Origin of the sequence: Pseudomonas sp. MPB03 (assembly GCF_046605385.1) — a bacterium.
Taxonomy (GTDB): Bacteria; Pseudomonadota; Gammaproteobacteria; order Pseudomonadales; family Pseudomonadaceae; genus Aquipseudomonas; species Aquipseudomonas zanjanensis.
This window is the reverse complement of the sequence record NZ_CP176770.1, coordinates 6,107,167-6,121,407: the sequence shown is the minus strand read 5'-3', so window position 1 is coordinate 6,121,407 and position 14,241 is coordinate 6,107,167. Positions and strand designations below refer to the sequence as shown.

Here is a 14,241-nt window from a genome sequence, read left to right as displayed (position 1 = left end):
TACCAACACCAACCCTGCACGTGGAGAGAACAATAAATGTTGAGATCCCTGAAGTTCACAGCCCTGACACTGGGCATGATGGGTGCGGCAAGCGCGATGGCGGCGGGCCCGGACCTGACCGTGGTGTCTTTCGGCGGGGCGAACAAGGCGGCTCAGGTCAAAGCCTTCTACGCACCGTGGGAAGCGGCCGGCAACGGCAAGATCGTGGCTGGCGAGTACAACGGCGAAATGGCCAAGGTCAAGGCCATGGTCGATACCAAGAGCGTTTCCTGGGATTTGGTGGAAGTCGAGTCTCCGGAATTGTCCCGTGGTTGTGACGAAGACATGTTCGAGCAACTCGACCCGGCCCTGTTCGGCAAGGCCGAGGATTACGTCAAGGGCGCTATCCAGCCTTGCGGCGTAGGTTTCTTCGTATGGTCGACCGTGCTGGCCTACAACGCCGACAAGCTCAAGACCGCACCGACCAGCTGGGCGGACTTCTGGGACACCAAGCAATTCCCAGGCAAGCGCGGCCTGCGCAAAGGCGCCAAGTACACCCTGGAATTCGCCTTGATGGCCGACGGCGTTGCACCGAAGGACGTCTACAAGGTGCTGGCCGGCAAAGATGGCCAGGACCGTGCGTTCAAGAAGCTCGATGAGCTCAAGCCGAACATCCAGTGGTGGGAAGCCGGCGCCCAGCCGCCGCAGTACCTGGCATCGGGTGACGTGGTCATGAGTTCGGCCTACAACGGCCGGATCGCCGCGGTACAAAAAGAAAGCAACCTGAAAGTGGTGTGGAACGGCGGTATCTACGACTTCGACGCTTGGGCCATTCCTCGCGGCCTGGACAAGACCCGCGCGGAAGCGGCGAAGAAATTCATCGCCTTTTCGGTGGCACCGCAGCAGCAGAAGACCTACTCGGAAAACATCGCCTACGGCCCGGCCAATACCCAGGCAGTGCCGTTGCTGGCCAAGGATGTCCTGAAAGACATGCCGACCACCCCGGAAAACATCGCCAACCAGGTGCAGATCGACGTCAGCTTCTGGGCTGACAACGGCGAGCAACTGGAGCAGCGCTTCAACTCCTGGGCTGCGAAGTAACCCGACGGTCTGAAACTGGACGAGATTCATGTGGGAGCGAGCTTGCTCGCGATAGCGGTCTGTCAGGCACATCAATTTTGAATGTGCCGCAGCCATCGCGAGCAAGCTCGCTCCCACAGGCTCTTTCATCGACCCGGGTGTTTCAAAAGAACAGAGGCGGCTCGCCGCCCCTGTAACGATAAAAAGATTTGCGGAGTTCGCCATGGCCATCGCCGTTCCACTGAACGCGGGCACCAGCCCCACCCTCAAGCAGCGGCTCAAGCATGCCGAGCGGGTCAACCGCTGGAAGGCCCAGGCCTTGATCGCGCCGCTGGTGCTGTTTCTGTTGCTGGTGTTTCTGGTGCCAATCGTGGCGCTGCTGTTCAAAAGCGTCAGCAACCCGGAAGTGGTGGGCGCCATGCCGCGCACTGTCGTCGCTGTCGCGGCCTGGGACGGACGCGGTCTGCCGGGCGAGCCGGTGTACAAGGCTGCCACTGAAGACCTGGCCGAAGCCCGCAAGAATCAGACCCTGGGGGATTTGTCCAAGCGCCTGAACATGGAATTGGCCGGCTACCGCAGCTTGCTGACCAAGACCGCTCGGGCGTTGCCGTTTGCCACCGAGCCGGCTTCCTATAAAGAAGCCCTGGAAAACCTCGATGAGCGTTGGGGCGACCCGGCGTACTGGCAGGTGATCCGCCGCAACACCAGTAACGTTACCCCGTATTACCTGCTGGCGGCCGTCGATCACCGCATCGATGACCTCGGCGAACTGGCCCCGGCCACCCCTGACCAGTCGATCTACCTCGACATTTTCGCCCGCACCTTCTGGATGGGCCTGGTGATTACCGCGATCTGCCTGGTACTGGCCTATCCGTTGGCCTACCTGCTGGCGAACCTGCCATCGCGCCAGAGCAACCTGTTGATGATCCTAGTGCTGCTGCCGTTCTGGACGTCGATCCTGGTGCGGGTCGCGGCGTGGATCGTGCTGCTGCAATCGGGTGGCTTGATCAACAGCGCGCTGATGGCCATGGGTGTCATCGATAAACCCCTGGAACTGGTGTTCAACCGCGTCGGTGTGTACATCTCCATGGTTCACATCCTATTACCGTTCATGATCCTGCCGATCTACAGCGTGATGAAAGGCATCTCGCCTACTTACATGCGGGCGGCGATTTCCCTGGGCTGCCACCCGTTCGCCAGTTTCTGGCGGGTGTACTTCCCGCAGACCTACGCCGGTGTCGGCGCCGGTTGCCTGTTGGTGTTCATCCTTGCCATTGGCTACTACATCACGCCGGCGCTGCTAGGCAGCCCGAACGACCAGATGGTCAGCTACTTCGTCGCGTTCTACACCAACACCAGCATCAACTGGGGCATGGCCACGGCGCTCGGCGGGCTGCTGTTGCTGGCGACCATCGTGCTTTATCTGATTTACAGCTGGCTGGTGGGCGCCAGTCGCCTGCGCCTGAGCTAAGGGGAGATCGAAAATGGTGAGTCCTTACATGTCCCCCATTGAGCGGGTGTGGTTCTACAGCCTGCGCATACTCTGCGGGTTGATCCTGTTGTTCCTGATCCTGCCGGTGCTGGTGATCATTCCGCTGTCGTTCAACTCCGGCAGTTTCCTGGTGTACCCGCTGCAAGGCTTCTCGCTGCAGTGGTACCACGATTTCTTCGCCTCGGCCGAATGGATGCGGGCGCTGAAAAACAGCATCATCGTGGCCCCGGCGGCGACCTTGCTGGCGATGATCTTCGGCACGCTCGCGGCCATCGGCCTGACCCGCGGCGACTTCCCCGGAAAGGCGCTGGTGATGGCCTTGGTGATCTCGCCCATGGTGGTGCCGGTGGTGATCATCGGCGTGGCCAGTTATCTGTTCTTCGCACCGCTGGGGATGGGCAACAGTTTCTTCTCGCTGATCGTGGTCCATGCGGTGCTGGGTGTGCCGTTCGTCATCATCACGGTGTCGGCGACCTTACAGGGGTTCAACCACAACCTGGTCCGCGCCGCCGCCAGCCTTGGAGCATCGCCACTGACGGCGTTTCGTCGGGTGACCCTGCCGTTGATCGCCCCCGGCGTGATCTCTGGCGCACTGTTCGCCTTCGCAACATCGTTCGATGAAGTGGTGGTGACGCTGTTCCTGGCTGGCCCTGAGCAGGCAACCCTGCCACGGCAGATGTTCAGTGGTATCCGCGAAAACCTCAGCCCTACCATCGCTGCGGCGGCGACGTTGCTGATTGCGTTCTCTGTGGTCCTGTTGCTGACCCTGGAATGGTTGCGCGGGCGTAGCGAGAAGCTGCGCACTGCCCAAGTCTGACGGCCCGCGTTGATCCCTGTGGGAGCGGGCTTGCTCGCGAAAGCGGTGTAACAGTCGACACAGATGTTGGATGTTCCACCGCATTCGCGAGCAAGCCCGCTCCCACATTGGGTTTGCGTGTATTCATAAGCTGAATGGCAGACAACCCTCAATACCGAGCTATCCTTGTGCCAGCCCACACTCGAATAAGAGGCCGCGCACATGAGTCTTTCCTCATTCAAGATCGCCCATAAACTGATCACCGGGGCCGCTGCCATCGAGCAACTGGCCGCCGAGCTGACGCGACTGGACGTCGACAATCCGCTGATCGTGACCGACGCGGCGCTGGTCAAGTCCGGCACCGTGGACTTGGCCCTGCAGCACCTGGGCGGGCGCGACTACGAGATTTTCGACCGGGTCATGCCGGATCCGGAAATCGCCATCGTCGAAGACTGCATGCAAGCCTACCGCGACGGCGGCCACGATGGCCTGATCGGCCTGGGCGGCGGCAGTGCTATCGACATCGCCAAATGCGTGGGCGTCTATGCCGGTTATCACGGTGAATTGCAGGACATGTTCGGCGTCGATCAGGTGCCGCGCAAAGGCCCGCCCATGATTGCCATCCCCACCACGGCCGGCACCGGTTCGGAAGTCACCAACGTGGCGATCCTCTCTGACAAGGCCGCGCAGCTGAAAAAAGGCATCGTCAGCGATTTTCTGTTGCCGGACGTGGCGCTGGTCAGCCCGCAAATGACCCTCACCTGCCCGCGCAGCGTCACGGCCGCCAGTGGCGTCGATGCGCTGGTGCACGCCATCGAGGCCTACCTGTCGCTCAATGCTTCGCCGATCACCGATGCCCTGGCCATCGGCGCAATCAAACTGATCACCCGCGCGCTGCCCAAGGCCTATGCCAATCCTAACCATCTGCAAGCCCGAGAAGACATGGCCACGGCCAGCCTGATGGCCGGCATGGCCTTCGGTAATGCCGGGGTCGGGGCGGTGCATGCGCTGGCCTATCCGTTGGGCGGGCGCTTTCATGTGTCCCATGGTGTCGCCAACGCCTTGTTGCTGCCGTATGTGATGGCTTGGAACAAGATGGCCTGCGTCGAGCGCATGCGTGATATCGGCGAGGCCATGGGCATCCGGACCGCTCATTTGAGTGATCTTGAAGCGGCCGACGAAGCCGTGGAAGCCATGGTTGCGCTGTGCGCCGCCGTGCAGATTCCCCAGGGCCTGAGCAGCCTGGGGGTGACCGAGGACGTGATCCCGTCCATGGCGGTGGAGGCGGCGGGGATCGAGCGCCTGATGCGCAACAATCCGCGTCAACTGAGCGCCGCCGATATCGAGAAGATCTACCGCGCGGCGTATTGATCGACTGTCACGGTGGGCGCGCCAAATCTTGAGGTATACAATGCGCGCCATCGTGATTTCGCTCAAAACAGGTGCGTCATGCAGCCCTTCGCTATTGCTCCGTCGATTCTCTCCGCCGACTTCGCCCGCCTGGGCGAGGAAGTGGACAACGTTCTGGCCGCCGGGGCCGACATCGTGCACTTCGATGTCATGGACAACCACTACGTGCCCAACCTGACCATCGGCCCGATGGTCTGCGCGGCGCTGCGCAAATACGGCATCACCGCGCCGATCGACGCGCACCTGATGGTCAGTCCGGTGGACCGCATCGTCGGTGACTTCATCGAGGCGGGCGCCACCTACATCACCTTCCACCCGGAAGCCACGCTGCATGTCGACCGCTCCTTGCAGTTGATCCGCGAAGGCGGTTGCAAGGCTGGCCTGGTGTTCAACCCGGCGACACCCTTGGACGTGCTCAAGTACGTGATGGACAAGGTCGACATGATCCTGCTGATGAGCGTCAACCCTGGCTTCGGCGGGCAGAAGTTCATCCCGGGCACCCTCGACAAGCTGCGCGAAGCCCGTGCCCTGATCGACGCCTCGGGCCGTGACATCCGCCTGGAAATCGACGGTGGCGTGAACGTGAATAATATCCGTGAAATCGCCGCGGCTGGCGCCGACACCTTTGTCGCCGGCTCTGCGATCTTCAACGCACCCGACTACCAAGAGGTGATCGCAAAAATGCGCGCCGAACTGGCCCTGGCGCGCCCATGAGCGGCTTCGAGCAGCTCTTCCCCGGCAGCTTGCCGCGTCTGGTGATGTTCGACCTCGATGGCACCTTGGTCGATTCGGTCCCGGACCTCGCGGCAGCCGTGGACACGATGCTGCTCAAGCTTGGACGCCCGCCCGCCGGCATCGACGCGGTGCGCCACTGGGTCGGCAACGGCGCGCCCATGCTGGTGCGCCGGGCCCTGGCCAACGACATCGATGCCCAAGGCGTCGATGAGGCCGAAGCCGAGCAGGCGCTGGCGTTGTTCAATGAAGCCTACGAAGACAATCACCAGCTGACAGTGGTCTATCCTGGCGTGCGCTCTACCCTCAAGTGGCTGAAAAAGCAGGGCGTGGAAATGGCACTGATCACCAACAAGCCGGAACGCTTCGTGGCGCCGCTGCTGGACCAGATGAAAATTGGCCGCTATTTCCGTTGGATCATCGGTGGCGATACCTTGCCACAGAAAAAACCTGACCCGGCCGCGCTGTTCTTCGTGATGAAAATGGCCAACATCCCGGCTTCCCAATCTTTGTTTGTCGGCGACTCGCGCAGCGATGTGCTGGCGGCCAAGGCGGCGGGGGTCAAGTGTGTGGCGTTGAGTTATGGCTACAACCATGGCCGGCCCATCGCCGAAGAATTCCCGACGCTGGTGATCGACGATTTGCGCCTGTTAATTCCCGGTTGCCTGGACCCGGCCGCTGAGATAACGTTGCCCGACGCTGTTCAATCCTCTTCTGGAAACGCCATCGTGGTGGTCACTCGCAAACTCTGGATGAAAGTCATGAAGGCCTTGGCCCGCTGGCGTTGGCGCACCTGACATGATCCTGGCCGGTTATCCGGCGCGTTTGCATACCTGACTGTCAGCTCCTCTTGCCACGAGGCATCCCATGATCCGTGAAGAATTCCTGCGTCTAGCCGCTGCCGGCTACAACCGCATCCCCCTTGCCTGCGAAACCCTGGCCGACTTCGACACACCGCTGTCGATCTATCTCAAGCTCGCCGACCAGCCCAACTCCTACCTGCTCGAATCGGTACAGGGCGGCGAAAAGTGGGGCCGATATTCCATCATTGGCTTGCCGTGCCGTACGGTGCTGCGGGTCCATGACCATCGCATCAGCGTGACCCACGACGGCGTCGAAATCGAAAGCCTCGAAGTCGAAGATCCGCTGGCCTTCGTTGAAACCTTCAAGGCCCGCTACAACGTGCCGACCATCCCCGGCCTGCCGCGTTTCAACGGCGGCCTGGTGGGGTATTTCGGCTACGACTGCGTGCGCTACGTGGAAAAGCGCCTGGGCACCTGCCCGAACCCCGATCCGCTGGGCGTGCCGGACATCTTGCTGATGGTCTCCGACGCGGTGGTGGTCTTCGATAACCTCGCCGGCAAGATGCACGCGATTGTCCTCGCCGATCCGTCCCGGGAAGATGCCTACGAGCAAGGCCAGAAAAGCCTGCAGGCGCTGTTGGAAAAACTCCGCCAGCCGATCACGCCGCGCCCCGGCCTGGACTTCAGCAAGCAGTCGGCGGCCGACCCGGTGTTCCGTTCCAGCTTCACCCAGGACGATTACGAACGGGCCGTCGACACCATCAAGGAATACATCCTCGCCGGCGACTGCATGCAGGTGGTGCCGTCGCAACGAATGTCCATCGACTTCAAGGCCGCGCCCATCGATCTCTATCGGGCGTTGCGTTGCTTCAACCCGACGCCCTACATGTACTTCTTCAACTTCGGCGACTTCCATGTCGTGGGCAGTTCGCCGGAAGTGCTGGTGCGGGTCGAAGACAACCTGATCACCGTGCGCCCGATCGCCGGCACTCGCCCTCGTGGCGCCACGGAGGAGGCTGACCGGGCGCTGGAAGAGGACCTGCTGTCGGACGACAAGGAAATCGCCGAGCACCTGATGCTGATCGACCTGGGGCGCAACGACACCGGGCGGGTCTCGGAAATCGGCTCGGTGAAGCTCACCGAGAAGATGGTCATCGAGCGCTATTCCAACGTGATGCACATCGTCTCCAACGTCACCGGCCAATTGAAGGCCGGGCTGACGGCGATGGATGCCTTGCGGGCGATCCTGCCTGCGGGCACTTTGTCCGGCGCGCCGAAAATCCGCGCGATGGAAATCATCGATGAGCTGGAGCCGGTCAAGCGTGGGGTATACGGCGGGGCGGTGGGGTATTTCGCCTGGAACGGCAACATGGACACCGCGATTGCCATTCGCACCGCGGTGATCAAGAACGGCGAACTGCACGTGCAGGCCGGCGGCGGTATCGTCGCCGACTCGGTGCCGGCATTGGAATGGGAAGAAACCCTGAACAAGCGCCGCGCGATGTTCCGCGCCGTGGCGCTGGCCGAGCAGACCTCGAACGACTAACAGGCCTGCAATAAACAACTGTGGCGAGGGAGCTTGCTCCCGCTCGACTGCGCAGCAGTCGCATCTATTTGATGGGCCCGCTTCGCAGGCCAGCGGGAGCAAGCTCCCTCGCCACAGGTCCTTCAGACAACTCGATCAAAAATGTGGGAGCGAGCTTGCTCGCGATGAGGCCGTCACCTTCAACAAATAGGTTGGCTGACAGTCCGCTATCGCGAGCAAGCTCGCTCCCACAGGTTCCCCTCGATCAGAAGTCCAGGCTGACCCCCAGGCTCACCCCTTGCTGGGTCATGTCATCGTCCTTGCGCAGTGTATAACCGCCCCGCAACGCCAGGTCCTGCGTCAACTTGTGGCTGACCCCCAGGCTCAGGCGATTCAGGTGGCTCTGTGGTGTGTAGCCTTCCAGTGTGAAGTCATTGGCCGGCAGGCTGTTGAGGGCGATGTTGACCTTTTGCGTGTCGTCTTCGTACTCCCGTTCGTGGGCATATTCGCCAAACACCTGGGTCTGCCGGGTGATGTTGTATTTGCCCTGCAAGCCAATGCCCAGGCGTTTCGAATCGCGGGTCTGGTCATCGAAGGTCAGGGCCGTGGAGCGGTTGCTCTTTTCCGAATAACCATCCACTTCCACCTTCGCATAATCAGCGCTGATAAACGGCGAGAGGTGCCATTCGCTGCCCGGCTGGGCGATGTCGTAGCCCACCCGCGTGCTGAATGCCCAGAGATGGCCGTCCGTATCGCCTTTCTCCTGCGCTTCGTTGACGCCCAGGTCGAACTTGCGCTCCAGGTTGTCGTAGTCGAGCTTGCCGCCGGTCAGCGCCGCGTCGGCCCACCAGCGGTTTTGCTGGAACTGGGCAAAAGCCGTCGCCAGGTAGCTGTTGAGCTTGTACGTCGAATCGTTATCGCCTGCGTCCATGTCCTGGCGGTAGAAGCCGGCGGCGACACCCACGCGCCAAGCCTCGTTGAGGCGATAGCTGCCGCCCACGTTAAGGCTGTAGCCGCTGCCGTCGGCGCTGGCGCCGCTGCCTTGGCTGTCCATGTCCAGGTGCTGGCCGCCACCGGCGACGATGGCTCGCCACTGGCCGATCGCCTGCCAATCTTCCCAGTCCGATTGCCACTGGCTGCGCAATTCATCCTGGTGAGCACGCAAGGTCGAGTGGGCCATTTCCGGCAGCAGCGTCAGCTCCCAGGGCGCCGCGAGCAGGGAAAAAGCGTAGTCGGCGATCAGTTTCTGCCCGGTTTCGGTGGGATGGACCGCGTCGTTGTAGATCAGCTTGCTGGGATCCGGCGTGGCACTGTTGATGCCATAGGTGGCGTTCTCCGTACAGCCGTTGCCACTGAAGCAGGTTGCGGTGAGGTTCTCGCCGGTGGCGAGGCCGAATCGTGCCGGGTCGGCGAAGCTTTCCTTCAGCAAAAGCGGAATGTTCAACGGAATGATTTCGGCGTCGATGCCTTGCAGTCGCGTGATCAGTTGTTGGTTGAACTGGTTGCCCAATTGCGAAAAGGTGTCCTGCAAGGGGCCGCCATTGAGAGCCGGGGTCAGACCCAGGTCGGGCAGCAGCCAGACCATCACATAGCGGGCACCGGCCGTTTGCAGCACTTGCACGCTGTCGGCCAGGCGGTCGGCGGCGGCGTTTGCTTGGGCGGTGTTCAATACCCGGCCTTGAAGGAAGTCGTTACCACCACCGGAAAGGTAATACAGCGCATTTGGATCGGCACGCAGGCCATTGGACTGCAAGTAGCCGGGACGGCTGCGCTCGCCGGTGTCGGACACGCCAGTGATCGATTCGAGGATCTGGTCGGTGCGATACCCGCCTACCGCCCAGTTATTGCCATCTGCCAGCCCCTCGCCGGCGCGGACCGCCGACGTGGAAGCGGCGGTCTCGTCGGCGGAATAGCCCAGGCGCCCACCGAGCAATTGGGTGGAGTTGGCCGAATAGGCTTCGCCGCTGCCGTCGGTGTAGATCGGACCGGTTCGGTTGGTGTAGCGCTCGGTCGAGCCGGGTGGGCCGTTCGGGTCGGCGAACTGGCCGGCGTCGTTGAGGCTGTCGCCGAACACGATGAACTTGGAATACGGGTTGGGGGCGGCGTTCGCCTGGGCGCAGGCGAGCGCGAGCAGGCAACCGGCAATCGGTACGAACAGCGTCTTCTTTATCATATGAAAGTCCGTTTTGATCTTATTTTTGTTAGAAAACGAAACGACAGTACCAAAATCTTTCGGCGTTTTGCCATCTATCCGGAACGTCGTGATTGTTTCAAAGCCCTTCGGGATCGCTCATATTGCGTGCTCCGCCCAGCTAAGCTACTGTGCCGGGACGTATGAACGAGACTTCCCCTGTGTCGATTGTCAGCAAACTTCTGGATCAAATGATCAAGGCACACGCCCGTTGGCGTTGGCGCGCCTGACGATTCTCCGCCGGCCTCGCCGGACCTGTACCGATTTGCCTTCTTTACCCGCTGTAGAACCGCTTCGCCGGGGCAATCACCTCGCCAAGCGCAGCAGCGTGCGGGTCACTCGCTGAAGGCTGTGTTTAAAGTCAGTGAATTCAATAGGTTGCTTACGCCATGTTGCTGATGATCGATAACTACGACTCTTTTACCTACAACGTTGTGCAATACCTTGGCGAGCTGGGCTCCGAGGTCAAGGTCGTGCGCAACGACGAACTGACCATCGCCCAAATCGAAGCCCTCAAGCCTGAGCGCATCGTGGTTTCCCCTGGCCCTTGCACGCCGACCGAAGCGGGCATTTCCATCGACGCCATCAAGTACTTCGCCGGCAAGCTGCCGATCTTGGGCGTCTGCCTGGGGCATCAGTCGATCGGCCAGGCATTCGGTGGCGATGTGGTGCGCGCCCGGCACGTCATGCACGGTAAGACTAGCCCGGTATTCCACGAGGACAAGGGCGTATTCGCGGGATTGAATCATCCGCTTACCGTCACCCGCTACCACTCGCTGATCGTCAAGCGCGAAACGCTGCCCGACTGCCTCGAGTTGACGGCCTGGACCCAGCTTGAAGACGGCTCGGTGGATGAAATCATGGGGCTGCGCCACAAGACGTTGAATATCGAGGGTGTGCAATTTCATCCCGAGTCTATTCTCACCGAGCAGGGGCACGAGCTGTTCGCCAACTTCCTCAAACAAACCGGCGGCACGCGCTAAGGACTTTTCATGGATATCAAGACAGCCCTGAGCCGTATCGTCGGCCATCTCGACCTGAGCACCGACGAGATGCGCGACGTGATGCGCGAAATCATGACCGGCCAATGCACGGATGCGCAGATCGGCGCGTTCATGATGGCCATGCGCATGAAAAGCGAGAGCATCGATGAGATCGTCGGTGCCGTTTCGGCGATGCGTGAGCTGGCGGACAAGGTCGAACTCAAGACCCTGGACGGCGTGGTCGATGTGGTCGGCACCGGTGGTGACGGCGCCAATATCTTCAACGTGTCCACCGCCTCGTCGTTTGTCGTTGCGGCGGCCGGTTGCACCGTTGCCAAGCATGGCAACCGCGCAGTCTCAGGCAAGAGCGGCAGTGCCGATCTGCTGGAGGCGGCTGGAATTTACCTGAACCTGACACCGGTTCAAGTGGCGCGCTGTATCGACAATGTCGGCATTGGTTTCATGTTTGCCCAGACTCACCATAGCGCCATGAAACACGCTGCCGCGCCGCGCCGTGAGCTGGGCCTGCGTACGCTGTTCAACATGCTCGGCCCGCTTACGAATCCGGCCGGCGTGAAGCATCAAGTGGTGGGAGTGTTCAGCCAGGCGTTGTGCCGGCCTTTGGCCGAGGTCCTGCAACGCCTGGGCAGCAAGCATGTGCTGGTGGTCCATTCGAAGGATGGCCTGGATGAATTCAGCCTGGCGGCGCCCACATTCGTGGCCGAACTAAAAAATGACCGGATCAGCGAGTATTGGGTCGAACCTGAAGACCTCGGCATGAAGAGCCAGAGCTTGCATGGCCTGGCGGTCGATGGTCCGGCCCAATCGCTGGAGTTGATCCGCGATGCCCTGGGTCGCCGCAAGACCGAGAATGGCCAGAAAGCCGCTGAGATGATCGTGCTCAATGCCGGCGCCGCGTTATACGCCGCCGACCACGCCAGCAGCCTCAAGCAAGGCGTGGAACTGGCCCATGATGCACTGCACACTGGCCTGGCCAGGGAAAAACTCGAAGAGTTGGGTGCATTTACCGCCGTATTCAAAGTGGAGAACGAAGGATGAGCGTGCCAACGGTTCTGGAAAACATTCTGGCTCGCAAGGCTGAGGAAGTGGCTGAGCGTCGCGCTCGCGTCAGTCTGGCCGAGCTGGAAAACCTGGCGCGTTCAGCGGATGCGCCGCGCGGCTTTGCCAAGGCGCTGATCGATCAGGCCAAGAAAAAACAGCCGGCGGTGATTGCCGAAATCAAGAAGGCGTCCCCCAGCAAGGGCGTGATCCGTGAACACTTCGTTCCGGCCGAGATCGCACGAAGCTACGAGAAGGGCGGCGCGACCTGTCTCTCGGTGCTGACCGACGTCGATTTTTTCCAAGGGGCCGACGACTACCTGAAGCAGGCGCGGGCAGCGTGCAAGTTGCCGGTGATCCGCAAGGATTTCATGATCGACCCGTACCAGATCGTCGAGGCTCGGGCCCTGGGCGCCGATTGCGTGCTGTTGATCGTTTCCGCCCTGGACGACGTGAAAATGGCCGAGCTGGCGGCAGTGGCCAAGAGTGTCGGGCTGGATGTGTTGGTGGAAGTCCATGACGGCGACGAGTTGGAGCGAGCCCTGAAAACCCTCGATACCAAACTGGTCGGGGTGAACAATCGCAACCTGCACACCTTCGAAGTCAGCCTGGAAACCACTCTGGACCTGTTGCCGCGCATCCCACGGGATCGCCTGGTCATCACTGAAAGTGGCATCCTCAATCGGGCCGATGTCGAGCTGATGGAAGTCAGCGATGTTTACTCATTCCTGGTGGGCGAGGCATTCATGCGGGCCGAGAACCCGGGGACGGAATTGCAACGGCTGTTCTTTCCTGAACGAGGCCTGCCGGTGAGCGGCTCGACGCTGGACTGATTCATGTCGCCTGTGATGTCCCTCACCGTCGAAGCGGGCCTGCAAGCCGAACAGGATCTGTTGGCCAGCATCTGCGCGGGCGACGCCGAGTTTGGGCTGCTGTTCTGGCAGCCCAATGACCGCGCGCTGGTCATGCCGCGCCGCTTGAGTCGCCTGCCGGGGTTCGAGCACGCCAGTGAAGTATCGGCCGCCCATGACTGGCCTGTCCTGCTGCGCGAAACCGGCGGTGAGCCGGTGCCGCAGTCGGCCGCTACCGTCAATATCGCCTTGGTCTTCGCGCCACCGCGCAGCGAAGGTGACCATGGCCGCATCGAAACCGGATATCGACGATTGTGCGATCCCATTTGCCAGTTGTTGGATGAGTTGGGCGGGGTGGCTTCGCTGGGCGAAGTGGAAGGGGCCTTTTGCGACGGGCGCTTCAACGTCAACCTCGACGGTCGGAAAATGGTCGGCACCGCTCAGCGCTGGCGCCAGAGCAAGGGCGGTCAGCGTCCGGTGGGCCTGGTTCATGGCGCGCTGTTGCTGGAGAACGAACGCGAGTCCATGGTCGCGGCGGTCAATCGCTTCAATGAAGCCTGTGGCCTGGAGCAGCGAGTGCGTGCCGAGAGCCACATCGCCCTGCATGAAAAATTCCCGGCGCCTCACGCGTTGGAGCGACTCGAAGCGTTGTATCGGCAAATGCTGACCCAACTGCTGGGCGCTTAACGCGTTCCGAACACCACCATGGTCTTGCCTTTGACGCTGACCAGGTTGCGCTCTTCCAGGTCCTTGAGTACGCGACCGACCATTTCCCGCGAACAACCGACAATCCGACCAATCTCTTGGCGGGTCACCTTGATCTGCATGCCGTCGGGGTGGGTCATGGCATCAGGCTGCTTGCACAACTCCAGCAGGCAACGTGCGACACGTCCGGTGACATCGAAAAACGCGAGATCGCCGACCTTGCGGGTGGTATTGCGCAGGCGTTGTGCGATTTGTCCGCTGAGGACGTAAAGAATGTCCGGGTCTTGCAGGGACAGTTCTCGGAATTTGGCGTAGCTGATTTCCGCAACTTCACATTCAATCTTGGTCCGCACCCAGGCACTGCGTTCCTGTTCCTTGCCCGCCTGTTCGAACAACCCCAGCTCGCCGAAGAAATCTCCGGAGTTGAGATAGGCGATGATCATTTCCCGACCGTCGTCATCTTCTATCAGGATGGTAACCGAGCCCTTGATGATGAAAAACAGCGTGTCGGAACGATCACCTGCACAAATGATGTTGTGTTTGGCTGGATAGCGGCGGCGCTGACAATGCATCAAAAGTTTGTCGAGATTCTTGATCTTGAGCGTGGGAGTAATGGCAACCATGGTTGTATCCCG

Annotated in this window: 13 protein-coding genes; 11 read left to right on the top strand and 2 right to left on the bottom strand. The window is 61.1% G+C overall.

Features of this window, described 5'->3' with window-relative positions; translation table 11 throughout:
* Positions 1–36 precede the first annotated feature (36 nt).
* The 7 genes from ACLH0I_RS26755 (at position 37) to trpE (ending at position 7,838) form a co-directional block, all read left to right on the top strand.
* Entirely contained in the window at positions 37–1,080 is a 1,044-nt protein-coding gene (locus ACLH0I_RS26755; RefSeq protein ID WP_003206153.1) for an ABC transporter substrate-binding protein, read from the top strand.
* Positions 1,081–1,282: 202 nt separating this feature from the next.
* A complete protein-coding gene (locus ACLH0I_RS26750; protein WP_250962147.1) occupies positions 1,283–2,530 on the top strand; it encodes an ABC transporter permease in 1,248 nt (415 codons plus the stop codon).
* A gap of 13 nt (positions 2,531–2,543) precedes the next feature.
* Entirely contained in the window at positions 2,544–3,368 is an 825-nt protein-coding gene (locus ACLH0I_RS26745; RefSeq protein ID WP_186706975.1) for an ABC transporter permease, read from the top strand.
* A 201-nt stretch (positions 3,369–3,569) separates the two neighbouring features.
* Positions 3,570–4,718: an iron-containing alcohol dehydrogenase gene (locus ACLH0I_RS26740; RefSeq protein WP_186706976.1), complete on the top strand. Its 1,149-nt coding sequence runs from the start codon at positions 3,570–3,572 to the stop codon at positions 4,716–4,718.
* Positions 4,719–4,796: 78 nt separating this feature from the next.
* Positions 4,797–5,471 (top strand): ribulose-phosphate 3-epimerase, encoded by a 675-nt coding sequence (gene rpe / locus ACLH0I_RS26735; protein ID WP_186706977.1) that lies wholly within the window; start codon positions 4,797–4,799, stop codon positions 5,469–5,471.
* The gene (locus tag ACLH0I_RS26730; RefSeq protein ID WP_186729591.1) at positions 5,468–6,286 is read left to right on the top strand and encodes a phosphoglycolate phosphatase; all 819 of its coding nucleotides are present in this window, start codon (positions 5,468–5,470) and stop codon (positions 6,284–6,286) included. Before rpe ends, ACLH0I_RS26730 begins: the two co-directional genes overlap by 4 nt.
* 70 nt (positions 6,287–6,356) lie before the next feature.
* Positions 6,357–7,838, top strand: a complete 1,482-nt coding sequence (gene trpE / locus ACLH0I_RS26725; protein WP_186706979.1) for an anthranilate synthase component I — start codon at positions 6,357–6,359, stop codon at positions 7,836–7,838.
* 244 nt (positions 7,839–8,082) lie between these two features.
* On the opposite strand, the gene estP is transcribed toward trpE, so the two are convergent.
* Entirely contained in the window at positions 8,083–9,990 is a 1,908-nt protein-coding gene (gene estP / locus ACLH0I_RS26720) for an esterase EstP (protein WP_411385785.1), read from the bottom strand.
* A gap of 407 nt (positions 9,991–10,397) precedes the next feature.
* On the opposite strand from estP, the gene ACLH0I_RS26715 reads away from it, so the two are divergent.
* The 4 genes from ACLH0I_RS26715 to ACLH0I_RS26700 are packed head-to-tail and all read left to right on the top strand — an operon-like array spanning position 10,398 to position 13,588.
* Positions 10,398–10,991 carry an aminodeoxychorismate/anthranilate synthase component II gene (locus ACLH0I_RS26715; RefSeq protein WP_250962151.1) on the top strand — a complete coding sequence of 198 codons (594 nt, stop codon included), beginning with the start codon at positions 10,398–10,400 and terminating at the stop codon, positions 10,989–10,991.
* A 9-nt stretch (positions 10,992–11,000) separates the two neighbouring features.
* A complete protein-coding gene (trpD, locus tag ACLH0I_RS26710; protein WP_250962152.1) occupies positions 11,001–12,050 on the top strand; it encodes an anthranilate phosphoribosyltransferase in 1,050 nt (349 codons plus the stop codon).
* The gene (gene trpC / locus ACLH0I_RS26705) at positions 12,047–12,883 is read left to right on the top strand and encodes an indole-3-glycerol phosphate synthase TrpC (RefSeq protein WP_411385784.1); all 837 of its coding nucleotides are present in this window, start codon (positions 12,047–12,049) and stop codon (positions 12,881–12,883) included. The genes trpD and trpC overlap by 4 nt, the downstream gene beginning before the upstream one ends.
* 3 nt (positions 12,884–12,886) lie before the next feature.
* Positions 12,887–13,588, top strand: a complete 702-nt coding sequence (locus ACLH0I_RS26700; RefSeq protein ID WP_411385783.1) for a biotin/lipoate A/B protein ligase family protein — start codon at positions 12,887–12,889, stop codon at positions 13,586–13,588.
* Here the strand turns inward: ACLH0I_RS26700 and crp are convergent.
* Positions 13,585–14,229, bottom strand: a complete 645-nt coding sequence (gene crp / locus ACLH0I_RS26695; protein WP_186729587.1) for a cAMP-activated global transcriptional regulator CRP — start codon at positions 14,227–14,229, stop codon at positions 13,585–13,587. The two genes, ACLH0I_RS26700 and crp, sit on opposite strands and share 4 nt — an antisense overlap.
* Positions 14,230–14,241 lie beyond the last annotated feature (12 nt).